Below are 21,857 nucleotides of genomic sequence, written 5' to 3' on the forward strand. Positions count from 1 at the left end.
GAAAGCTCGTTTTCCCTTTGACAAGTCCACCGGCCCGCGGGCACGATGGGCGGATGAGGACGGACGGCGAGCAGGAGTCCACGTCGGCGATCGAGCGCCGGCTGCGGCTGCGTCTGGCCGCCGAGAGCTCGGGCTTCGTCGGGGTCGCCCCGATGGCCGACATGCTCGGGGTCTCGGTCGTCACGGTCCGCTCCGATCTCGCCCTGCTCGCGAGCGAGGGCGTCCTCCAGCGGGTGCGCGGAGGGGCGATCCCGGCGCCGAGGCCCACCGGTGAGCGCTCGCTCGAGGAGGGCCTGAGCGCCGCCTCCGACGAGAAGGCCGCGATCGGCGAGGAGGCCGCCGCCTCCGTCTCCTCCGGGCAGAGCATCGTGCTCGACGTGGGCACCACCCCGCTCGCCATCGCGCACGCGCTCGTGGCGCGGGAGGAGCTGCGCGACGTCACGGTGATCACGAACGGCCTCTCCACGGCGCTGGCGCTCGAGCCGGCCATCCCGCGCTTCACGGTCGTCGTCACCGGGGGCACTCTGCGGCCGCTGCAGCACTCGCTGGTCGAGCCGCTCGCGTCCGAGCTGCTCGAGCGGATCCGCGCCGACATCGCCTTCATCGGCTGCACCGGCGTGCACCCCGATGCCGGCGTCACCAACGTCAACCTCCCGGAGGCGACCCTGAAGCGCCGGATGCTGCAGGCGGCGACCCGCCGGGTCGTGGTCGCGGACTCCTCGAAGCTCGGAGTGGTCGACCTCGGCCGGGTCGCCGCTCCCGACGAGTTCGACCGTCTGCTCACGGGGGCGGGCGCCGCCGACGGACTCATCGCCGCTCTGGAGGAGGCGGGGCTCGCGGTCACCCGCTGCCGGACGCTCGGCGAGCGCGTCAGTCCGTAGGATCGAGGAATGGCCGACTTCACCCCCGCCCCCGCCACCGGGCGCCAGTTCTCGCTCGACCTCACCGCCGAGGGACGCACCCTGCACGCCGTCGTGACGGAGGTGGCCGCAGCGCTGCGCCACCTCTCGGTCGACGGAGTGGAGATCACCGCCTCCTACCCGGAGAGCACCGTCCCGCCGTTCGGCTCGGGCATCGTCCTGATGCCCTGGCCCAACCGCGTCAAGGACGGGCGCTGGCACCACCGCGGCGAGACGCTCCAGCTCGCGATCACCGAGCCGAAGTACCACAACGCCATCCACGGCCTCCTGGTGAGCACCCCGTACCGCCTCGTCGACCAGGGCCCGTCCTTCGTCGAGCTGGCCGCGCCGGTCGTGCCGCAGGCGGGCTACCCGTTCCACCTCGAGACCTCGGTCCGCTACGAGCTGCAGGCCGACGGGCTGAAGGTCGTCCACCGCGTCGTCAACGTCGGAGCCGACGAGGCGCCCGTCGCCATCGGCACGCACCCCTTCCTCGCCATCGGCGACGTCCCGACCGACGAGCTCGAGATCACCGTCGACGCGGCGGTGCACATCGAGGTCGACGAGCGCCTCAACCCCACCGTGCAGAACCCGGTCGAGGGCACCGAGTGGGACCTCCGCTCCGGCCGCCGCATCGGCGACCTCGAGCTCGACGACGCCTGGGCCGACGTCCGGATGGTCGACGGCGAGAGCGTGCACGGCCTCCGCGCCGCGGACGGCCGCCGCGTGCTCCTCTGGGCCGACGCCTCGCACAACTTCATCCAGGTCTTCATCACCCGGATCTTCCCCGACGGCGACGACGTGAAGACCGCGATCGCCGTGGAGCCGATGACCGCTCCCGCCGAGGCGTTCAACAGCGGGCAGGGCCTGCGCTGGCTCGAGCCGGGCGAGGAGTGGACCGTCGCGTGGGGCATCCGCCACGAGGGGTTCCCCACCGCGTCATGACCACCCTCGCGGCGGTCGGGCGCGACGACGAGGCCAAGCGCGTCGCTCTCGTCCGGATGAAGCGGCTCGCCACGGGCCTGCTCGTGGTGATGGCCGTCGTCTTCGCCGTGTCGTTCGCCCTGCAGGAGCGCTACCCGTGGCTGCAGTGGGTCCGGGCCGCGAGCGAGGGCGGGATGGTCGGCGCGCTCGCCGACTGGTTCGCCGTGACCGCGCTGTTCCGGCGGCCGCTGGGCCTGCCGATCCCGCACACCGCGATCATCCCGACCAAGAAGGACGAGATCGGCGCGAGCCTCGCGCAGTTCGTCGAGGAGAACTTCCTCCGCGGCGCCATCGTGCGCGAGAAGCTCGACTCCTTCGGGATCGCCCGGCGGGCGGGGCTGTGGCTCGCCGAGCCGGAGAACGCGCACCGGGTCGGCGGCGAGAGCGCCGCGGCCGTCCGCTCGGCGATCGCCCTGCTGGACGACTCCGACGTGCAGCGCGTGATCGAGGCGCTGGCACGGCGCCACCTCCTCGACCCGCAGTGGGGCCCGCCGCTGGGCTCGCTGGTGGGAAGCGTGGTCGAGGCCGGCCACCACCGGCGCCTCGTGGACACGCTGGTGGAGCAGGCGGAGGCGTGGCTGACCGCGAACCCGCAGAGCTTCACCCGCATGGTCAGCGGCCGCCTGCCGAGCTGGCTGCCCTCCGCGGTCAGCCGAGCGGTGGACGAGCGGCTGTACCGCGAGGCGCTCGTCTTCGTCGCCGCGGTGCGCGAGGACCAGGTGCACCCGTTCCGGATCGCGATCGACGGCTACCTCGCCACGCTGGCGCAGGATCTGGGCACAGACCCCGACCTGATCGCCCGGGTCGAGGAGATCAAGAACCGCGCCTTCGACAGCCCGCGCGTCCGCGAGCTCGCCGGGGACGCCTGGGAGGCGACGAAGGCCTCCCTCCTCGGCGCGATGGACGACCCGTCGAGCCCCCTCCGCGGCAGCATCGAGTCGATCGTGGTCGATCTGGGCCGCCGGCTCTCGACCGACGCCGGTCTCGCGGCGACCGTCGACTCCTGGATCGGATCGGTCGCGGCCAACCTGGTCGACCGCTACCGCACCGACATCGCCAGCATCATCGGCGACACCATCCACCGCTGGGACCCGCGCGAGACGTCCGAGAAGCTCGAGCTGCAGGTCGGGAAGGACCTCCAGTTCATCCGGATCAACGGCACCGTCGTGGGCTCCCTGGCCGGGCTGGTCATCTTCACCGTCGCGCACGCGCTGCTCGGCTCGTGAAGCGGGGCGCCCGGGCCCGCTCCGCAAGCCCTCGTCGGCGTCGGTGGTCGGGCGTACGGTCGCACCATGAGCGATGACAACACCACCGATCCCGATGTCAAGACCGAGGGCGACGTCCTCGGCGCCCGTGCCGACGACGGCAGCGACACCAGCGCCAGCAAGGACCCGTCCGACTGGGTCACCGGCGACGAGCCGATGACCGGCCCGCAGCGCAGCTACCTCGACACCCTCGCGCGCGAGGCGGGCGAGACCCTGCCCGCCGACCTCACCAAGGCCCAGGCCTCCGAGCACATCGACCGCCTGCAGTCCTCCACGGGCCGTGGCGACGGCAGCAACGGGCACGACTGATCCCGCCGGGGCGCCCCGGGGCTGAGCATCAGTCCCCGTCGGCGCCCCCGTCCGGGGCGCGCACACCGCGCCCCGGCGTCCCTAGGGTTCCGTCATGGCGATCTCCCGCACCACGCGCAACGCCCTCGACCTCATCGACGCGATCCGGATCCCCGGCCGCATCGATCCCCGTCTGGCCCGGCAGGTGACCCTGTCCCTCCGCCAGCTCCTCGAATCCGGAGCCTTCGGCCCGAGCGAGCGGCTCCTCCGCCGCCGCGCGAGGAGGCTCCGCTCCCGCACCCGCGAAGCGGCCGCGTTCCGGCAGACGCGCTCGGCCGGCTGCACCGTCCAGCCCTGAGTCCGCTGAACGGAGCCGCTCCGCTGTGACCGGCGACGGGACAGACACCGTTCGCGCGGTCGTCTAGAGTTCCTGGCATCCGGTCCGCCGGATGCCCGCCGCAGTCTCCCGGCCGGTCGACAACGGAGTCGTCCCGGTGCGGGTCATCCCCCCGTTCGCGCGTCGAACGCCCCGCTGGTTCCAGCACCCCGCTCCCTCCTCGAGAAGGGACTCCCGCGATGACGACTCGCGTCTCGCACACCGCGACGACCGTCCGCCTCGTCCGCTGGTACCGGATCGACTCCGACTGGCTCTCGGAGGTCGTCACCGGCCGCCTGCTCGAGCACCAGGACGGCCGCTGGCGCCTGCTCGTCGGCGAGAAGGTCCGCGACTACCCGGACGAGGTGTGGTCGCTCTGCCACGAGTGACGCCGTCGCGGAGCACCGCGGCCCGGACGAGCCGTCAGAGGTAGAGGTAGTACGTCTTCGCGCAGTCCATCGAGCAGAACGGGTCACGGCGGCGGGCCGGCCGGAAGCGGCACGCCTCGCACAGCCGAGGCCGGCGCAGGAGGACGCGGAGGACGGTCAGCACCTCTGCACGGTAGTGCGGCGACGTGGCTGCGCCCTGGCACTGTCCGGAAAGCGCGACCAGGCGGTCGTGTGGTGGGCCCCGTCGGGCTCGAACCGACGACCCGCGGATTAAAAGTCCGCTGCTCTGCCAACTGAGCTAGAGGCCCGCGCGCTCCAGGGTAGCGGGCCGTCGACGCCCCCGGAGCAGGTGCGGCCCGGAGCAGGTGCGGCCCGGAGCGCGGACGATCCCGGAGCGGACCGCGTCCTCCGCGCGGGCATACCCGCCCAGCCGCGGGCGTTACCCTCCTCGAACCCCCTACGGAGCGCGAGCGCGAGAGCGTCCGCGCGCACGACCGCGGAAGGCGGCCCCATGACAGACGGCTTCCACAAGCCGACCAAGTTCCCCTCCCACGTCTTCGAGGCGTTCCAGGGAGGAGAGGACCCGGCGCAGATCAGCCGCGTCGCCCACGAGACCGCGATCGCGCTGCTGAGCCGTGTCCGGAACGACCCCGACCCGGTGGTCATCGACCGCCTGGTCGAGTACACCGACCACAACGGCATCGACGCGCTGGCCGAGCTCTGGGCGCGCTCCAGCGCGGCGAGCCTGCCGGGCGCCCTCTGGCGGATCTACCTGCTGCGGCTGGTCATCCGGCAGGACCCGGAGAGCACGAGCTTCCTCTACCAGCGCGGAGTCGAGCTGTCCGCCACGATCGACCCGGTGGTCGCCGGAGCCAGCACTCCCACGGGGCCGGCCGAGATCACCGAGCTGGCCGACCGGATCCTCCGCGGCGTCTTCGACGGCGACTTCGCGGTGGCACTGGACCGCGCCGCGGCGTTCTGCCGCGTGAGCGCCTCCGGAGCCGTCTCGGTCGCCGACGACGTGGAGCCGGTGAACCCCGCCCGGGCGAGCGAGCTGACCACCCGCGCCCTGCGCCTCTCGACCACCGCGGCCGAGCTCGTGAGCTGCGCGCGGCTGTGGCGGAGCGACTCCTTGGAGTGACGCGCAACCCGCGTTCACCCACTGCGAACGCCGCTCGCCGCCACCGCGGAGGCCTTTGGTAGACTGGCGGAAGCCGGATCGCAGTAACCCCGGGCTCCACTTATAGCCGCTTCGAGCGGCCTCGCGCCGAGAGGCGTTCCTGCGGTCCGGCCCCTTCTCTGCTCGCATCGCCGCCACGGTGCGCGAGGCGAGGGCCCAGGAGGAGTCGATCCTCGCCCGAGTCCCCACAGACAGGCGCCAGCGGAATGAAGAACAGCAGAGCTCTCCGGATCGGCGCGCGCGTCTGGGCGGGGGCGGGGCTGCTGGTCGTCGCCGCCCTCTACCTCCTCGCCGCCCCGAGCGTCGACGACGCGGAGGGCGCCCAGTTCGCCGCGGGGGTCTCGCTCTCGCAGGGCACGGTGATGCGCGTCCTCGCGGTCCTCGACGTGCTCGCCGGGCTCTGGGTCCTCATCCGCCCGCGCAGCTATCCGGGCATCACCGCTGCGGCGGTGGCCGTGATCTCGCTCTGGCTGGCCCCCCGGCTGGGCGACCCCGCGCTCGTGCCGATCGGCACGTTGGCGCTGGATGTCCGATTCGTGACGCATCCGATCGAGGTGTCGGTCGTCGTTGCAGGCCTGGCCGTGACAGCCTTCTGGATGACGCGGAATCTTTCAGCCCGGGCGCGGGCGAGGCGGGGCTGATGACGGACGACACCACAGCGGAGGCGGCTGTCCTCCTCGAGCGCATCGCCGGGGGAGAGCAGGCCGCGTTCGCCGCGCTCTACGACCAGATGGCCGGCCGGGTCCTCGGCCTGATCATCCGCGTCCTCGTCGACCGCTCCCAGTCCGAGGAGGTAGCCCAGGAGGTCTTCCTCGAGATCTGGCAAACCGCTGGGCGTTTCGCTCCGAATAAAGGAAGCGCGACGACCTGGATCCTCACGATGGCACACCGCAGGGCCATCGACAGGGTCCGCGCGGCTCAAGCCGGCCGTGATCGGGACATGCGCATCGGAATCCGAGACCTCGGACGCGACTACGACCAGGTCTCCGAGCAGGCGGAGGTGTCCCTCGAGCACGAGAAGGTCGCGGCCGCCATGGGCCGCCTGACGGAACTGCAGCGGCAGGCGCTGCAGCTCGCTTACTACGGCGGATACTCGCACAGCGAGATCGCGGGGATCCTGCAGTGCCCCGTGGGAACCGTCAAGACGCGCCTGCGTGACGGAATGATCAGACTTCGAGAAGAGATGGGGGTGGCCCTGTGAACGATGTGCGACTCCCCGACGGGATGGACGATCCGCGCGATCTCGCGGCGGGTCACGCACTGGGCATCCTGACGCCCGAGGAGCAGGAGCGCTACGAGCGCTTCCTCTCCGAGCACCCGGAGGCGCGCGGCGAGGCCGACGCGTTCGCCGAGGTGGCGGAGGCGCTGGTCGCCGACGCACCCGCCGTGGAGCCCTCGCCGGGCTTCAAGGCCGACCTGATGGCGCTCATCGCCACCACTCCGCAGCTGCCGCTGGAGGAGCCCGACGAGGACCACGAGGCGCCCGCCGCGCCCCGTCTGGTCCCCGTCGCCTCCGAGGGCGAGCGGAGCGGTCCGACGGCTCGCCGGGACGGTGGCGGCAGCGCCGCGAACCGCGCCCGGAGCCGCTGGTTTGCCCGCCCCGCGGTCTACCTCTCGGCGGCCGCGGCCGCCGCGGTGATCGTGGTCGGCGGAGTGACCCTTCCGCCGCTGCTCTCGTCCGGCCCCGGCCAGACGCAGCAGCAGACGGCTCTGGAGCAGATCCGCAGCGCCCCCGACGCGCAGGAGACGACCGGCACGGTCGCCACCGGCGAGCAGGCGACGCTGGTCTGGTCGAGCTCGCTCGGCCGCTCCGCCCTCGTGGTGGACGACCTGGCGCCGCTGCCGGAGGACAAGACCTACGAGCTCTGGTACATCGGCTCGTCCGGTCCGGTCGCCGCAGGGACGTTCGATGGGGGAGAGGGCAGCACCGTGGCCCCGCTCGAGGGGAGCCTGACCGAGGGCGGAGTCGTCGCCGTGACGGTCGAGGACGCCGGCGGCTCGCCGACTCCGACCACCGATCCGATACTGGCGATCGACATCGCCTGACGGCCCGAGCACGAGAAGAGCCGCACTCCCCTCACGGAGTGCGGCTCTTCTCGTTCCCGGAGGGCACGCGGTGGAACGAGAGCGAGCCGCGACCCCGGAGGGACGCGGCTCGCTCTCGCCTGCGGCGGATCAGCCGAAGCGGCCCGAGACGTAGTCCTCGGTCGCCTGGACGGACGGGCGCGAGAACATCGTCGCGGTGTCGTCGTACTCGATGAGCTTGCCCGGCTTGCCGGTGCCCGCGATGTTGAAGAACGCGGTGCGGTCCGAGACGCGCGAGGCCTGCTGCATGTTGTGGGTCACGATGACGATCGTGTAGTCGTTCTTGAGCTCCTCGATGAGGTCCTCGATCGCGAGGGTCGAGATCGGGTCGAGGGCCGAGCAGGGCTCGTCCATCAGGAGGACGTCGGGGGAGACGGCGATCGCGCGGGCGATGCACAGACGCTGCTGCTGGCCGCCGGAGAGACCGGAGCCCGGCTTGTCGAGGCGGTCCTTCACCTCGTTCCAGAGGTTCGCGCCCTGGAGCGAGCGCTCGACGAGCGCGTCCGCGTCCGACTTCGAGATGCGGCGGTTGTTGAGCTTCACGCCGGCCAGCACGTTGTCCCGGATGGACATCGTCGGGAACGGGTTGGGGCGCTGGAAGACCATGCCCACCTGCCGACGGACCTGCACCGGATCGACGCCCGGGCCGTACAGGTTGTTGCCGTCGATCAGGACCTCGCCCTCGACGTGCGCGCCGGGGATGACCTCGTGCATGCGGTTGAGCGTGCGGAGGAAGGTCGACTTGCCGCAGCCGGACGGGCCGATGAAGGCGGTGACCGTGCGGGGCTCGATGGCGAGCGAGACGCCCTCCACCGCGAGGAACTGGCTGTAGTAGACGTTGAGGTCGTTGACCTCGATGCGCTTGGACATTGCTTCCTTCGGGGATTCCGGCCGGAGCCGAGTGGTGGGTGTCAGCGGCCGAGCTTGGGGGCGAAGATCTTCGCGATCAGGCGGGCGACCAGGTTCAGCGCCATGACGATCAGGATGAGGGCCAGCGCGCCGGTCCAGGCCCGGTTGAGGAACGCCTCGGCGTCGGGGCCCTGGTTCGCGTACTGCGTGTAGACGAAGACCGGGAGGGTCATCATCCGCTCGCTGAAGAGGTCGTAGTTCATCGACGCGGTGAAGCCGGCGACGATGAGCAGCGGGGCGGTCTCGCCGATGACGCGGGCGATCGCGAGGGTGATGCCCGTCGTGATGCCGGCGATGGAGGTCGGCAGCACGATCTTGACGATGGTCAGCCACTTCGGCACGCCGAGGGCGTAGGACGCCTCGCGCAGCTCGTTCGGGACCAGCTTCAGCATCTCCTCCGACGAGCGGACGACCACGGGGATCATCAGCACGGCGAGGGCGATCGAGCCGGCGAAGCCCATCCGGACGCCGGGGCCGAGGAGCAGCGCGAAGAGCGCGTAGGCGAACAGGCCCGCGACGATGGAGGGGATGCCCGTCATCACGTCGACGAAGAAGGTGATCGCCCGGGCGAGGTGGCCGCGGCCGTACTCGACGAGGTAGATCGAGGTGAGCAGGCCGATCGGCACCGAGATCAGCGCGGCCATGGCCGTGATCTCGAGCGTGCCGATGATCGCGTGGAGGGCGCCGCCGCCCGCGTCGATGACGTTGCGCATCGACGAGGAGAAGAAGAGCGGATCGAACCGCGCGACTCCGTTGGAGACGACCGTGTAGAGCAGGGAGATCAGCGGGAGCAGCGCGATGATGAACGCGGTCGCGACCAGCGAGGTCACGAGGCGGTCGACAGCCTTGCGGCCGCCCTCGACCAGGCGCGAGACCACGTAGATGGCGACGTCGAAGAGGACGGTGCCCCAGAAGATCGCGCCGACGAGGCTGAAGTCATTCATCATGCCGGCCGCCTGGAGGATCAGGAAGACGGCGGCGAACACGACCCAGCTGCCGACGAGCAGCATCCAGGGGGTGCCCTTGGGCAGCTTGCCCGCCTGCAGCGAGAAGGGCATCGACGAGGTGGCGGCGGACATCAGTTGGCTCCCGAGAAGGCCTTGCGGCGGTTGACGATGAACCGCGCGACCGAGTTCACGACGAGGGTGATGACGAAGAGGATGAGGCCCGAGGCGACGAGGACGTTGACGCCGACTCCGCTCGCCTCCGGGAACTGCAGCGCGATGTTCGCGGCGATGGTGTTCGAGTTCTGCGAGGTGAGCAGGAGGAAGGAGACGACCGTCGCAGGCGAGAGCACCATCGCGACGGCGAGCGTCTCGCCGAGGGCCCGGCCGAGGCCGAGCATGGCGGCCGAGACGATGCCCGGGGCGCCGAAGGGCAGGACGGCCATGCGGATCATCTCCCAGCGGGTCGCGCCGAGCGCGAGCGCCGCCTCCTCGTGCAGGCGCGGGGCCTGGAGGAAGATCTCGCGGCAGACCGCGGTGATGATCGGGATGACCATGACGGCCAGCACCACCGAGGCGGTGAGGATCGTCTTGCCGGTGCCCGACGCCTGGCCGCCGAAGAGCGGGAACCAGCCGATGTTCACGTTGAGGAAGAGGTAGAAGGGCTGCACCATCGGCGCCAGCACGGTCGCGCCCCAGAGGCCGAAGACCACCGAGGGGACGGCGGCGAGGAGGTCGACCACGTAGCCGAGGGCCATCGCGATGCGGCGCGGCGCGTAGTGCGAGATGAAGAGGGCGATCGCGATCGAGAGCGGCAGGGCGATCACCAGGGCGATCACCGCTGACCAGACCGTGCCGAACACCAGGGGGCCGACGTAGGCCCAGAAGCTCGTCGCGTCGCCGGGGAGGCTGCCGGCCGGCGCGGTGAACGCGGGGATCGACTGCGCGATGAGGAAGATCGCGACGGCGGCGAGGACGAGGAGGATGAGGGAGCCGGCGGCGACGGTCGAGATCGAGAAGACCCGATCTCCGACACGCACCTTCGCCTTCGGGCGGACGACGGTCTCAGTTGCCATTCCAGGGGACTCTCTTCAGACGAGGGGGTTCGGCGGGGCGCACAGGGAGATGCTAGGGCTCGGAGGGGCGTCCGGTGGGTCGAGCCCGGCACAGGCGGGGCCCGTCCCGCGGATCGTGCTGCGAGACGGGCCCTGCCGGTGGGACTACTTGATCGACTCGATCGCGGTGGCGACGGTCGAGGCGAGCTCGGAGCTCAGGGGAGCGGAGCCGGCCTGAGCGGCGGCGGCCTCCTGGCCATCCTCGCTCGCGACGTAGGAGGCGAAGGACTTGACGACCTCGCCCTTGTCGGCGTCCGCGTACTCCTGGCACACGATGAGGTAGCTGACCAGGACCATCGGCCAGGCGTCCGCCTCGGTGCCGGTGCGGTCGATCTTGATCGCGAGGTCGTTGTCCTCGCGGCCGTCGGCGATGGGCGAGGCGGCGACGACCGCCGCGGCTCCGTCGGCCGAGATGGTCGAGAACGCGTCGCCGACCTTCAGCTGGGCCATGTCCATGCCCTGGGCGCCGGACTCGTCGGCGTAGCCGATCGTGTTGGTGCCGTTCTTGACCGCGTCGACGACACCCGAGGTGCCCTTGGCGCCGTCACCGCTCTGGTACGGGAAGGTCTGCGCGGCGGGAGCGTCCCAGACGTCGCTCGCGGTGGCCGCGAGATAGTCGGTGAAGTTCTGCGTGGTGCCCGAGTCGTCCGAGCGGTGCACGGAGGTGATGTTCGCCGACGGGAGGGTCGCGTCGGGGTTCAGGGCCTTGATCTCCGGGGCGTCCCAGGAGGTGATGGTGCCCTTGAAGATGCCAGCGATGGTGGCCGCGTCGAGCTTGAGCTCGTCGACGCCCTCCACGTTGAAGATGACCGCGATCGGCGAGATGTAGACCGGGAGGTCGATCGCCTTGGTGTCGGGGGCGCAGGCGGCGAAGGTGCCCGCGAGCTCCTCGTCCTTGAGCGCGGAGTCGGAGCCGGCGTAGTCGGCGGCGCCGTCGATGAAGTTGGTGCGGCCGGCGCCGGAGCCCTGCGGGTCGTAGTTGACCGTGACCTCGGGGTTCGCGGTCTGGAACGCGGCGGCCCAGGTGGTCTGCGCGGTGCCCTGAGCGGACGAGCCGATCCCGGTGATGGTGCCGGAGAGCGTGGAGGTGGTGGCGGAGCCGGAGCTGCCGCCTGCGGCCGGTGCCTCGTTGGCAGCGCAGGAGGTCAGCGTGATCGCTGCGACGGCGGCGACGACGGCCGCCTGGCCGAGACGCGAGAATCTCACAAGTATCCCTTTCGGGTAGGAAAGCGTGGAAAACAGAACAGGGCCTGGTGCAGCCCGCGAGCGAGAGTACGGAGGGGTCGTGTCCTGGCACCGACCGCTCGGTGAACGCGCGGTGAACGGGTCCGCCTCGGGGATTGCGGAGCGACGGGGCGGCGGGGAAGGCGCGGTGCGTCGGGCGCGTCCCGGCGGCGCGACCGGCCCGGTCCGGAGGGACCCGTCGAGCCGGCCGCGCAGCGCCCGGGCGGGTCAGGCCAGCGGCGTGTGCGTCTCGATCGCGACGATGCCGGAGCCGGGGTGACCGGTGGAGAGGTGCACCACGGCGAAGCCGCCGGTCGGGAGCGCTGCCGCCTCGTCGAGGTAGGCGCCGAGAGGGGTCGCCGTGGCGAGGGCGATCTCGCGCAGGATCTCGGGGATCACCGGTCGGTGGCTGCAGAGGACGGCGGTGCGGCGGGCGCGGACCCGCTTGCCGACGAGGGCGCGGACGTCGGCGGTGCCCTGCTCGTGCGCCTCCTGGCTGAGGTCGTCGCGCAGCTTGACCGGCTTCCTGACCAGACCGGACAGCGGGGCGATGGTCGACCGGCAGCGCTTGGCGGTGCTCGAGACGAGGCGGCGCGGGCGCCAGGCGGCCACGGCCTGAGCGGCGGCAGCGGCCTCGACCCGGCCGCGCCCGGTGAGGCGGCGGGTGGAGTCGCGGCCGTCCCAGGAGGAGGCGGGCACCGCCTTCGCGTGCCGCAGGACCACGATCGCGAAGGTCTCGAGCGCACCGCGTGCGGCTATCCGGGCGAACTCGTCGACGATCGTCACGTCGTGCGGATAGGTCAGGTAGCTCCGGGCCCGCTTGAGCGTCACCCACTCGAGCGCCTCGACCTCGTCGTTCGGGAGGAAGTCGGACGCCAGGACGGCCTTCTCGGTCACCTGCGCCGCCCAGTAGTAGACGGCCTTCGGGCGCCCACTCGGCAGCGTGTACTCGGTGCACCCCAGCGGCACCCCGAGCGCCACCGAGAGCCCGGTCTCCTCGCGGATCTCGCGCACCGCGGTCTCCGGGAGGGACTCGCCCGCGTCGACCTTGCCCTTGGGCAGGCTGACGTCCCGGCGGTGCGGCCGGTGGATCACGAGGATGTGCGGGCGGCCCTCGATGATCCGCCAGCACACCGCTCCTGCTGCGTAGACGGTGCCCGTCACGGGCGTCAGCGGCTGGAGGCCCGGTTGGCGGACCGTGTCGCCGCGCGCTTGCGATGGGTGATGTGCTGCATCAGCTGGTTCTGCAGGTCGGCGAGCGGAGCGCCCTCCTCATCGAGGTGGTGCCGCGTCCAGTCGCCGTCCGGGCCGAGCCACCAGGAGGCGGTCCGCTCGTCCATCGCCCGCTCGAACATGTCGTCGATCTCGCTGAGGTGCGCCGGCTCGACGATCCGCACCAGAGCCTCGACGCGGCGGTCGAGGTTGCGGTGCATCATGTCGGCGCTGCCGATGAAGACGTCCGGCTCGCCGCCGTTGACGAAGCTGAAGATGCGGGAGTGCTCGAGGTAGCGGCCGAGGATCGAGCGCACGCGGATGGTCTCGGAGAGCCCCTCCTGGCCGGGCTTCAGCCCGCAGATGCCGCGCACCCACACGTCGACCGGCACGCCGGCCTGGCTGGCGCGGTAGAGCGCGTCGATCACGGACTCGTCGACGATCGAGTTGACCTTGATCCGGATGCCCGAGGGGCGCCCCGCGCGGGCGTTCTCGGTCTCGGCGGCGATCCGCTTGAGCAGGCCCTTCCGCAGGTGGCGCGGCGCGACCAGCAGGCGCTTGAACTTCTTCTCGATCGCGTAGCCCGAGAGCTCGTTGAACAGACGCGTGAGGTCCTTGCCGACCTCGGGGTCGGCCGTCAGGAGTCCGAGGTCCTCGTAGATGCGCGAGGTCTTCGGGTTGTAGTTGCCGGTGCCGATGTGGGAGTAGTGGCGGAGCACTCCGCCCTTCTCCTGGCGGATGACGAGCGCGAGCTTGCAGTGGGTCTTCAGCCCGACGAGCCCGTAGACCACGTGCACGCCCGCCTTCTCGAGCTTGCGCGCCCACGAGATGTTCGCCTGCTCGTCGAAGCGCGCCTTGATCTCGACCAGGGCGAGCACCTGCTTGCCCGACTCGGCCGCGTCGATGAGCGCCTCGACGATGGGGGAGTCGCCCGAGGTGCGGTAGAGCGTCTGCTTGATCGCGAGCACGTCCGGATCGGCCGCCGCCTGCTCGAGGAACGACTGCACGCTCGTCGCGAAGGACTCGTAGGGGTGGTGAAGGAGCACGTCGCCGCGGGAGACGGCCTTGAAGACGTCCTGCCGCTGGTTGGGCTCGCTGGGCGAGAGCTGCACCGCCGTCGTCGGGACGTGATTGGGGTACTTCAGGTCCGGGCGGTCGATCTTCTGCAGGCTGAAGAGCCCGCTGAGGTCGAGCGGGGCCGGGAGCTTGTAGACCTCCTGCGTCGTGATGTCGAGCTCGCGGACCAGCAGGCCCAGCGTCTCGTCGTCCATGTCGTCGGTGACCTCGAGGCGGATGGGCGGGCCGAACCGGCGGCGCAGCAGCTCCTTCTCGAGGGCCTTGATCAGGTTCTCGGTCTCGTCCTCGTCGACCTCGACGTCCTCGTTGCGCGTCACCCGGAACACGTGGTGGTCGAGGATCTCCATGCCGGGGAACAGGTCGTCCAGCTGGTTGGCGATCAGGTCCTCGAGCGAGATGAACCGCATCGGCTCGCCCGGCGCCGCGACGCCGGCGATCCGCACGAAGCGGGGGAGCATCTGCGGCACCTTGAGGCGCGCGAACTCGACCTTCTGCGTCTTCGGGTTCCGCACCCGCACCGAGAGGTTGAGCGAGAGGCCGGAGATGTAGGGGAACGGGTGCGCCGGGTCGACCGCGAGCGGCATCAGCACCGGGAACACCTGGGCCGAGAAGTAGTCGTCCAGCACGGTGCGCTCGGCGTCGCTCAGCTCGTCCCAGCGGACGAGGTCGATGCCGCCGTCGCGCAGGGCGGGCTCGACGAGCTCCTTGAACGCTCGGGAGTGGCGCTGCTGCAGCAGGTGCGCCTTCTCCGAGATGTCGGTCAGCACGTCGACCGGCACGCGCCCGATGTTCGTCGGCAGGGCGAGCCCCGTGAGGATGCGGCGCTTGAGGCCGGCGACCCGGACCATGAAGAACTCGTCGAGGTTGGACGAGAAGATCGCGAGGAAGTTCGCCCGCTCGAGCGCCGGAACCAGCGGATCCTCCGCGAGCTCGAGCACGCGCTGGTTGAACGCCAGCCAGCTCAGCTCCCGGTCGAGGTAGCGGTTGTCGGGGAGGAGCGGGTCCGAGTGCTCCTCCTCGTCGTCGAAGTCGTCGTCGAGGTCATCGCTGAGACCGTCTTCGAGAAGCAGGTTGTCGCCGTCCATGCGACCATCCTGGCACCGCGTCCGTCCGCTCCGCGCCGCCGCTCGTGAATGCCGGATGAACGGGGCCGGGGGATGCCCTGTGGAGGAGTGCCGGTTCAGCGCAGCGGCGCAGCCCGCTGCAGGTACTGCACGTCGACGGAGGCGTCCGTGAACCCGAGCGAGCGGTAGAGCGCCACCGCCGACCGGTTCTCGGCCTCGACGTAGAGGTCGGCCGTGGTGCAGCCGCGCTCGAGCATCCGCGCGAGCCCGGCGTTCAGCAGGGTGCGGCCGAGTCCCCGTCCGGCCGCCTCGGGGGCGACCCCGAGGACGTAGATCTCGCCGGTCGTCGATCCGGGCTCGATCTTGAGCCAGTCGTAGCCGAGGAGCGTGCCGTCGGCGTCGCGGAGCAGGAGGAAGTCGCCCTCGTCGAACCACGGCTCGGCGCGGCGGGCCGCCAGGTCCTCCTCCGTCATCCGCCCCTGCTCGGGGTGCGCGGCGAAGATCCGCGCGTTCAGGGCGATCCACTCGGCCGGAGCGAGGTCGCGGGCGTCCGAGAGGACGACGCCCTCGGGGACGCGGACCTCGGGGGCGGCGAGCGGCTCGAGCTCGAGGTGCAGGAGGGTGCGAACCGGTGCGAAGCCGTGGGAGGCCGCGAGGGCCCGGGCGGCGGGGTGGTCGCCGTGCGCCCAGGCGAGCAGGCCCGTCCGGCCGCTCGCGAGGACCTGCTCCAGGGTCGCGGTGCCGAAGCCGACCCCGCGCCACTCCGGATCGACGACGAACTCCAGCTCGCCCTGCCCGAGGATCGCCGCCGCCACGACCACGTCGGCGCGCAGCCCCACGAGGAGGGTGCGCGAGCCGGCCCGGGCGTCGACGAGCGTCTGGTCGCTGAAGGGGGGCTGGTGGTCGAACCAGGCGGCGCGCCCGATCAGGTGCTCGAGGCCGGCCGCCACCGCGGGATCGGCCAGGTCCTCAACGGACAGGTTGAGCGACTCGCTCATTGTCCTCTTCGTACACGTTGAAGCGGTATCCGACGTTGCGGACCGTGCCGATCAGCGACTCCAGGTCGCCGAGCTTCGCGCGGAGGCGCCGCACGTGCACGTCGACCGTGCGGGTGCCGCCGAAGTAGTCGTAGCCCCACACCTCGCTCAGCAGCTGCTCGCGGGTGAAGACGCGCGAGGGGTGCGTGGCGAAGAAGCGGAGGAGCTCGAACTCCTTGAAGGTGAGGTCGAGCGGGCGCCCGTGCACCTTGGCGGAGTAGCTGGCCTCGTCGATCACGACGCCCGACGCCTGGATGCGCGAGGTCGACTGCTCCTGCGCCAGTCGGCCGATCACCAGGCGGATGCGGGCGTCGACCTCGGCGGGGCCGGCCGAGTCGAGGATGACGTCGTTGACGCCCCAGTCGGCCGAGACGGCCGTGAGCCCGCCCTCCGTGAGAATCAGGATGAGGGGGACGTTGATGCCCGTGGTCGTGAGGATCTTGCAGAGCGACTTGGCGCTGGCGAGGTCCTGCCGCGCGTCGACCAGGATCAGATCGCAGCTCGGGGCGTTCACGAGCTGGGCGGGCTCCGCGGGGATCTGCCGGGTCCGGTGGCTGAGGAGCCCCAGTGCGGGGAGCACCTCGGCGCCTCCCGCCGAGGTCAGTATCAACAACTGCGCCACGGATCCTCCAGAACTGGTCTGCCCGCAATACTAGCGGCGGGCCGGGAGGGGCGTCCGCCTGGGGCACAATTGTCGGATGGGCAGGGATCGGGTGGGCATCGGAGTCGTCTGGGCGCTCGCACTCGCGGGCTCCGTGCTGACGCTGGCGATCGCCGCTCCGGAGTCCCGGCAGCTCTGGCTCGCGCTGACGTTCGGCGGCTGCCTGCTCGCGACCTTCGCGGTGCAGCTCGCCGTGGCCCGCGCCGAGGGGTACCTCCTCCGCGCGATGACGAGCATCGTCGGAGCGATGGCCGTGGTCGCGGTCGCGAGCGGGATCGCCCTCCTCCTCCCCGCCTGAGCAGTCGCGTCCTCCCGTCCCGAGCGCCCGGATCCGCACCGCCTGAGCGGTCGCGTCCGCCCCGCCCCTGCGTCGGAGGCGGCGGGTAGGATGAGCGCATGCTTCTCGCCCTGGAACTCTTCTACCTCGGTCTGCTCGGGCTCGCCTCCCTCGCCATCGCGTGGGTCTCCGGCGTGGTCGTCTACAAGCTCTACCGCGGCCAGCGCTAGCCGCCGCCGGAGCCCGAGTGATCTCGCTTCCGTCGGGCCTGCCGCCCGAGCTCGTCCCCCTGTCCTGGCTGCTCGGCGTCTGGGAGGGCTCGGGCGTCATCGACTACACGATCGGCGACGACTCCGTCCAGGCCGAGTTCGGCCATCGCATCAGCTTCAGCTACGACGGCCTCCCGTACCTCAACTACAACTCCTACACGTGGCTGATCGAGGAGGGCGCCGAGGAGGCGCCCCGGCCGCTGGTCACCGAGACCGGCTACTGGCGCCTCAGCCGCGCTCTGACCGACTCCGACGCCGGCCCGGGAATGCTGCCCGGCCGCGGCGCACCCGCCTTCCCCGACGCGGAGTCCGTCGAGACGCTGCGCAACGCCGCCGGCGGGTTCGACATCGAGGTCTCGCTCGTGCACCCGGACGGGGTCAGCGAGCTCTACCTCGGCCAGGTCAAGGGGCCGCGGATCGACCTCGCGACCGACGCGGTGATGCGCACCGCCGCGGCGAAGGACTACGCCGCCGCCACGCGCCTCTACGGCCTGGTCGACGACCACCTGCTGTGGGCGTGGGACATCGCCGCGCTCGGCCAGGGCCTGCGGACCCACTCCTCCGGACGGCTCGCCCGTGTCGACTGACGCGCTCTCCCCGCTCCTGGCCGCCCCGGGCGCCGTCGCGACGACGAGCGCCGCCGAGCCCGGCGTCGCCGCCCACTACGGCGAGCCCTTCCGCGAGCAGCGCGCTCTCGCCGCGGGCACCGCGCTCGTCGACCTCTCCGGCCGCGGCGTCGTGACCGTCACGGGGCCGGACCGCCTCACCTGGATCGACTCGCTCACCAGCCAGGCCGTCTCGCGCCTCGCTCCCGGCGCGTCCGCCGAGACGCTCCTGCTCGACCCGACCGGCCGGATCGAGCACGTCATCCGCCTCGTCGACGACGGCGAGACCGCCTGGCTCCTGCTCGACCGCGACGAGACGGCCGGCCTGGCCGCCTGGCTCGACCGGATGCGCTTCATGCTCCGCGTCGAGGTCGCCGACCGCACCGACGACTTCGCGACCCTCGCCGCCCTCGGCGACGGGCCGGCCCTGACGCTCGCCCTGTCCCTGGCCGAGGAGCCCGTCGTCTGGAGCGACCCGTGGTCGCAGGTCCAGCCGGGCGGCTGGCAGTATGCGCTGACCACAGAGCACCCCGGGGCCTCCTGGGAGCTCCGCGAGGTCCTGGTCCCGCGAGCGGCCCTCGAGGCCCTCGCGGAGACGGCCGTCGGGGTGGGAGTGGCCCTCGCGGGAGTCGACGCCCTCGAGGCGCTGCGCATCGCCGCCTGGCGCCCGCGCCACGCGACCGAGGTCGACGAGCGGTCCATCCCGCACGAGCTCGACCTCCTCCGCTCGAGCGTGCACCTCGCCAAGGGCTGCTACCGGGGCCAGGAGACGGTGGCGAAGGTGCACAATCTCGGCCACCCGCCCCGGCGCCTGGTCCTGCTGCAGCTCGACGGCTCCGACTCGGTCCTCCCCGCCCACGGCGACGTCGTCACGGCGCTCAAGGGCGGCGAGCCGGTCGACGTCGGCACGGTCACCTCCAGCGCCTGGCACTACGAGGACGGACCGGTCGCTCTCGCGGTCGTCAAGCGGAGCGTCCCGGTGGATCTCGAGCTGACCGTGCTGGCCGGCGACTCGCGCGTGGCCGCGGCCCAGGAGGTCGTGGTCCCGCCCGGAGCCGGAGCGGAGGCGGGAGTGCCCCGCCTGCCCCGCCTCGGGGCGACGACCAGGTAGGCCACGCCGTGGTGGCCGCACGTCCCGCCGAGCGGGGCCGGGCGGCCGAGCGGCTGCGCGGTCTCGTCCGGACCCCCGAGCTGAGTCCCGCGCGCGCCCTCGCCCGCGCGGGGGCGTCGCTCCCCGCCGTGCTGCAGATCGTGCTCGCGGCGACCCTCGCCTACTCCGTCGCGCACTTCCTCCTCGGGCACCCCGCGCCGGTGCTGGCGCTGACGGCCACGATCTCGAGCCTCGGCATCGCGCGCGACACCCGCCCCAAGCAGGTGGCCGAGACAGCGACGGGGATGCTCATCGGCATCACGGCCAGCGAGGTCCTGCTCCTGCTGTGGGGGAGCGGCGTCTGGCAGCTCGCCGTCGTCCTCGCGATCGTCTTCACGCTCGGCCGGGCCCTCTCGCCCTCGCCGGGGTTCGCGGTGGCCGCCGGGACCCAGGCGATGCTGGTGATGGTCCTCCCTGCGCCGGACGGAGGCGTCTTCACCCGGAGCGTCGACGGCCTGATCGGCGGGCTCGCGGCGCTGCTCTGCACGGCGATCGTGCCCCGCCCGCCGCTGCGCACAGCGCGGGCCGAGGCGCACCGGCTCCTCACCGCGCTCAGCCGGACCGTGGAGGAGCTGGCCGAGGCGCTCCGCCGGGGCGACTCCTCGGCGTCCACCGCAGCCCTCGAGCGGATCCGCGGGACGCAGCCGGTCATCGACGGCTGGACCGCGGCGCTCGACTCCGCGACCGGCGTCGCCCGGATCTCGCCGTTCGTCCGCCGGCACCGCGGCGAGCTCTCCCGCCAGGCCGTGATGCTGTCCGCGCTGGACCTCGCGACCCGCAACCTGCGCATCGTCGCGCGCCGCACCGACTTCCTCGTCCGGGACGGCGCCCCGCGGCCGGAGCTCGCCGGAGCGGTCGCCGCCCTCGGCCCGGGCATCGCGCTGCTCGGCCGCGCGGTCGCCGATCCGTCGGTGCTCGCCCTGGCGCGTCAGGACCTCGTGCTGCTCGCGACCACGCTCGACCCCCAGCGGCTGATCCCGGAGGCGCGCCTCGCCGAGAAGACGGTGCTCGTCCTGCTCCGCCCGCTCGTCGTCGACCTGCTCACGGCGACCGGCGCCGCTCCCGCCGAGGCGCGGGCCGCCCTGCCCCCGCTCGCCTAGGGCTCAGGAGGTCCGGTGCTCAGGTCCGGTGCTCAGGCCCGGTGCTCAGGCCCGGCGCTCAGGAGGAGGGGGCGACCGCCTCCCACGCGACCGTCACCTCGCCCAGGCGCCAGCGCCGCGGCCCGCCGAGGACCGGCCACTCCGGCCGGAGGTCCCGGACCGCCGCGATCCAGCGCTGACCCGGACCGTAGACGGCGAGAGGGGCGTTCAGCGTCCACGCCCGCTCGAGGGAGGAGAGGAAGGCGTGCACGCCCTCGCCGGGCACGTTGCGGTGGATGAGGGCCTTCGGCAGGCGCTCGGCCGCCGTCATCGGCGAGGGGATCGCCGCGAGCCGGAGCGAGAGGGTCAGCGAGCGCGGGCCCTCCCGGCCGACCTCGATCCAGGTGCAGATGCGGCCGATCTCGTCGCAGGTGCCCTCGACCAGGACGCCGTCGGGCTGCAGACGGTCCGTCATCGTCGCCCAGGCTCCCTCCACCGCGTCCTCGTCGTACTGGCGGAGCACGTTGAAGGCGCGGATGACGCCCGCCCGCCGCCCCGCGGGCAGGGGCACCTCGAAGCCGCCGCGCTCGAAGCGCACGCGCGCGTCCGCGGGGAACGGCGTGCCGCCCTCCCTCACCCGGGCGAGCTGGCGTCGAGCGGTGTCGACTCGGGCGGGCTCGATCTCGAGGCCGAGCACCTCGACGTCGGGCGCGGCCCGGACGAGCCGGCGGTGCAGCTCGAGCGTGGTGACCGCGCTCGCCCCGAAGCCGAGATCGACGACGAGCGGGGAGGCGGTGCTGCGCACTACGGGCAGCTCGGCGAGCCGGCGGTCGACCCGGCGGAGGCGGTTCGTGCCCGTCGTTCCGCGGGTGACGGCTCCGATGGGCATGCTCTCCAGCGTATCCGCGGGCGAGGGGGCCGCCTCTAAGCTGGACGCATGTCCGAGACCTACACCCTCATCCTCGTGCGCCACGGCAACAGCGAGTGGAACCAGAAGAACCTCTTCACCGGCTGGGTCGACGTGCGCCTGACCGAGCAGGGAGTCGCGGAGGCCACCCGCGCCGGCGAGCTGCTGACCGACGCGGGCCTGCACCCCGACATCGTCTACACGTCGCGCCAGACGCGCGCGATCCAGACCGCCAACATCGCCCTCGAGGTCGCCGACCGCCTGTGGATCGACGTCAAGCGCTCCTGGCGCCTCAACGAGCGCCACTACGGCGCCCTGCAGGGCAAGGACAAGGCGCAGACCCTCGCCGAGTACGGCCCCGAGCAGTTCCAGACCTGGCGCCGCTCCTTCGACGTGCCGCCGCCCCCGCTCGACGACGACGACCAGTACTCGCAGGCGCACGACGAGCGCTACGCGGACCTCGGCGACGCCCTGCCCCGCACCGAGTCGCTGAAGCTCGTGATCGAGCGGATGCTGCCCTACTGGGAGTCCGACATCAAGCCGGACCTCGCCTCGGGCAAGACCGTCATGATCACCGCGCACGGCAACTCCCTCCGCGCGCTGGTGAAGACGCTCGACGGCATCTCGGACTCGGACATCGCGGAGCTCAACATCCCGACCGGGATCCCGCTCGTCTACGAGCTGAACGAGGACTTCGAGCCCATCGGGGAGGCGCGCTACCTCGACCCGGAGGCCGCGGCCGCCGGTGCCGCCGCCGTCGCCGCCCAGGGCGCCAAGAAGTAGCACCGACCCGCACGCGCGAACGGCCCGCCCGAGTCCTCGACTCCGGCGGGCCGTTCCCGTCCGCAGCTCCGACGGGGA

25 protein-coding genes and 1 tRNA gene are annotated in these 21,857 nt (G+C 72.1%); 15 read left to right on the forward strand and 11 right to left on the reverse strand.

Going from position 1 to position 21,857, the window contains the following annotated elements; translation table 11 throughout:
- The first annotated feature begins 53 nt into the window (after nt 1-53).
- From C5C36_RS06135 to C5C36_RS06160, 6 genes are all read left to right on the forward strand, one after another.
- Nucleotides 54-881 carry a DeoR/GlpR family DNA-binding transcription regulator gene (locus C5C36_RS06135; protein ID WP_104263067.1) on the forward strand — a complete coding sequence of 276 codons (828 nt, stop codon included), beginning with the start codon at nt 54-56 and terminating at the stop codon, nt 879-881.
- Between the two features lie 9 nt (nt 882-890).
- Complete coding sequence (locus C5C36_RS06140) at nt 891-1,844, forward strand: aldose 1-epimerase family protein (RefSeq protein ID WP_104263066.1); 954 nt, start codon at nt 891-893, stop codon at nt 1,842-1,844.
- Complete coding sequence (locus tag C5C36_RS06145) at nt 1,841-3,109, forward strand: DUF445 domain-containing protein (protein ID WP_104224715.1); 1,269 nt, start codon at nt 1,841-1,843, stop codon at nt 3,107-3,109. The genes C5C36_RS06140 and C5C36_RS06145 overlap by 4 nt, the downstream gene beginning before the upstream one ends.
- A gap of 66 nt (nt 3,110-3,175) precedes the next feature.
- The gene (locus tag C5C36_RS06150) at nt 3,176-3,457 is read left to right on the forward strand and encodes a DUF3072 domain-containing protein (RefSeq protein ID WP_104224714.1); all 282 of its coding nucleotides are present in this window, start codon (nt 3,176-3,178) and stop codon (nt 3,455-3,457) included.
- Between the two features lie 94 nt (nt 3,458-3,551).
- The gene (locus tag C5C36_RS06155; RefSeq protein ID WP_104224713.1) at nt 3,552-3,794 is read left to right on the forward strand and encodes a hypothetical protein; all 243 of its coding nucleotides are present in this window, start codon (nt 3,552-3,554) and stop codon (nt 3,792-3,794) included.
- Nucleotides 3,795-4,012: 218 nt separating this feature from the next.
- A complete protein-coding gene (locus tag C5C36_RS06160; protein ID WP_104224712.1) occupies nt 4,013-4,201 on the forward strand; it encodes a hypothetical protein in 189 nt (62 codons plus the stop codon).
- A 34-nt stretch (nt 4,202-4,235) separates the two neighbouring features.
- On the opposite strand, the gene C5C36_RS18005 is transcribed toward C5C36_RS06160, so the two are convergent.
- Both C5C36_RS18005 and C5C36_RS06165 read right to left on the reverse strand, forming a co-directional pair.
- On the reverse strand, nt 4,236-4,364 hold the full coding sequence (locus C5C36_RS18005) for a hypothetical protein (protein WP_258069034.1): 129 nt from the start codon (nt 4,362-4,364) through the stop codon (nt 4,236-4,238).
- 69 nt (nt 4,365-4,433) lie between these two features.
- Nucleotides 4,434-4,509: transfer RNA gene (locus C5C36_RS06165), tRNA-Lys, on the reverse strand.
- A gap of 203 nt (nt 4,510-4,712) precedes the next feature.
- Between C5C36_RS06165 and C5C36_RS06170 the strand changes: the two genes are divergently transcribed.
- The 4 genes from C5C36_RS06170 (at nt 4,713) to C5C36_RS06180 (ending at nt 7,427) form a co-directional block, all read left to right on the forward strand.
- On the forward strand, nt 4,713-5,342 hold the full coding sequence (locus C5C36_RS06170) for a DNA-directed RNA polymerase subunit beta (protein ID WP_104227273.1): 630 nt from the start codon (nt 4,713-4,715) through the stop codon (nt 5,340-5,342).
- A gap of 245 nt (nt 5,343-5,587) precedes the next feature.
- On the forward strand, nt 5,588-6,022 hold the full coding sequence (locus C5C36_RS17540) for a hypothetical protein (protein WP_104224710.1): 435 nt from the start codon (nt 5,588-5,590) through the stop codon (nt 6,020-6,022).
- A complete protein-coding gene (gene sigK, locus C5C36_RS06175; protein ID WP_104224709.1) occupies nt 6,022-6,582 on the forward strand; it encodes an ECF RNA polymerase sigma factor SigK in 561 nt (186 codons plus the stop codon). The genes C5C36_RS17540 and sigK overlap by 1 nt, the downstream gene beginning before the upstream one ends.
- A complete protein-coding gene (locus tag C5C36_RS06180; RefSeq protein ID WP_146076502.1) occupies nt 6,579-7,427 on the forward strand; it encodes an anti-sigma factor domain-containing protein in 849 nt (282 codons plus the stop codon). Before sigK ends, C5C36_RS06180 begins: the two co-directional genes overlap by 4 nt.
- Before the next feature lie 129 nt (nt 7,428-7,556).
- Here the strand turns inward: C5C36_RS06180 and pstB are convergent, their stop codons facing one another.
- The 8 genes from pstB to C5C36_RS06220 all read right to left on the reverse strand — a co-directional run bounded on the left by pstB (nt 7,557) and on the right by C5C36_RS06220 (nt 16,670).
- Complete coding sequence (pstB, locus tag C5C36_RS06185; protein WP_104224707.1) at nt 7,557-8,336, reverse strand: phosphate ABC transporter ATP-binding protein PstB; 780 nt, start codon at nt 8,334-8,336, stop codon at nt 7,557-7,559.
- Between the two features lie 41 nt (nt 8,337-8,377).
- Nucleotides 8,378-9,454, reverse strand: coding sequence for a phosphate ABC transporter permease PstA (gene pstA / locus C5C36_RS06190; RefSeq protein ID WP_104224706.1), 1,077 nt, complete (start codon nt 9,452-9,454; stop codon nt 8,378-8,380).
- Nucleotides 9,454-10,395, reverse strand: a complete 942-nt coding sequence (pstC, locus tag C5C36_RS06195; RefSeq protein ID WP_104227270.1) for a phosphate ABC transporter permease subunit PstC — start codon at nt 10,393-10,395, stop codon at nt 9,454-9,456. The genes pstA and pstC overlap by 1 nt, the downstream gene beginning before the upstream one ends.
- A 144-nt stretch (nt 10,396-10,539) precedes the next feature.
- Nucleotides 10,540-11,640, reverse strand: coding sequence for a phosphate ABC transporter substrate-binding protein PstS (gene pstS / locus C5C36_RS06200; RefSeq protein WP_104263065.1), 1,101 nt, complete (start codon nt 11,638-11,640; stop codon nt 10,540-10,542).
- A gap of 246 nt (nt 11,641-11,886) precedes the next feature.
- Nucleotides 11,887-12,822 carry an NUDIX domain-containing protein gene (locus tag C5C36_RS06205; protein ID WP_104224703.1) on the reverse strand — a complete coding sequence of 312 codons (936 nt, stop codon included), beginning with the start codon at nt 12,820-12,822 and terminating at the stop codon, nt 11,887-11,889.
- Nucleotides 12,823-12,827: 5 nt separating this feature from the next.
- Nucleotides 12,828-15,032 carry an RNA degradosome polyphosphate kinase gene (locus tag C5C36_RS06210; protein WP_104224702.1) on the reverse strand — a complete coding sequence of 735 codons (2,205 nt, stop codon included), beginning with the start codon at nt 15,030-15,032 and terminating at the stop codon, nt 12,828-12,830.
- A gap of 95 nt (nt 15,033-15,127) precedes the next feature.
- The gene (mshD, locus tag C5C36_RS06215; RefSeq protein WP_104249369.1) at nt 15,128-16,009 is read right to left on the reverse strand and encodes a mycothiol synthase; all 882 of its coding nucleotides are present in this window, start codon (nt 16,007-16,009) and stop codon (nt 15,128-15,130) included.
- Nucleotides 15,981-16,670, reverse strand: coding sequence for a winged helix-turn-helix domain-containing protein (locus C5C36_RS06220; RefSeq protein WP_104224700.1), 690 nt, complete (start codon nt 16,668-16,670; stop codon nt 15,981-15,983). Before C5C36_RS06220 ends, mshD begins: the two co-directional genes overlap by 29 nt.
- Before the next feature lie 76 nt (nt 16,671-16,746).
- Here C5C36_RS06220 and C5C36_RS06225 point away from each other — a divergent pair, with 76 nt between their 5' ends.
- The 4 genes from C5C36_RS06225 (at nt 16,747) to C5C36_RS06240 (ending at nt 20,110) form a co-directional block, all read left to right on the forward strand.
- Nucleotides 16,747-17,007: a hypothetical protein gene (locus C5C36_RS06225; protein ID WP_146084588.1), complete on the forward strand. Its 261-nt coding sequence runs from the start codon at nt 16,747-16,749 to the stop codon at nt 17,005-17,007.
- Nucleotides 17,008-17,233: 226 nt separating this feature from the next.
- Complete coding sequence (locus C5C36_RS06230) at nt 17,234-17,842, forward strand: FABP family protein (RefSeq protein ID WP_104224698.1); 609 nt, start codon at nt 17,234-17,236, stop codon at nt 17,840-17,842.
- Complete coding sequence (locus tag C5C36_RS06235; RefSeq protein WP_104263063.1) at nt 17,832-18,971, forward strand: folate-binding protein YgfZ; 1,140 nt, start codon at nt 17,832-17,834, stop codon at nt 18,969-18,971. Before C5C36_RS06230 ends, C5C36_RS06235 begins: the two co-directional genes overlap by 11 nt.
- A gap of 8 nt (nt 18,972-18,979) precedes the next feature.
- On the forward strand, nt 18,980-20,110 hold the full coding sequence (locus C5C36_RS06240) for an aromatic acid exporter family protein (protein ID WP_104309424.1): 1,131 nt from the start codon (nt 18,980-18,982) through the stop codon (nt 20,108-20,110).
- Between the two features lie 58 nt (nt 20,111-20,168).
- Here the strand turns inward: C5C36_RS06240 and C5C36_RS06245 are convergent, their stop codons facing one another.
- Nucleotides 20,169-20,978 (reverse strand): class I SAM-dependent methyltransferase, encoded by an 810-nt coding sequence (locus C5C36_RS06245; protein WP_104263061.1) that lies wholly within the window; start codon nt 20,976-20,978, stop codon nt 20,169-20,171.
- Nucleotides 20,979-21,026: 48 nt separating this feature from the next.
- On the opposite strand from C5C36_RS06245, the gene C5C36_RS06250 reads away from it, so the two are divergent.
- Nucleotides 21,027-21,779, forward strand: coding sequence for a phosphoglyceromutase (locus C5C36_RS06250; protein ID WP_104263060.1), 753 nt, complete (start codon nt 21,027-21,029; stop codon nt 21,777-21,779).
- Nucleotides 21,780-21,857: the final 78 nt, after the last annotated feature.

Origin of the sequence: Rathayibacter sp. AY1G1, from assembly GCF_002932095.1 — a bacterium.
In the GTDB taxonomy this organism is placed as follows: domain Bacteria; phylum Actinomycetota; class Actinomycetes; order Actinomycetales; family Microbacteriaceae; genus Rathayibacter.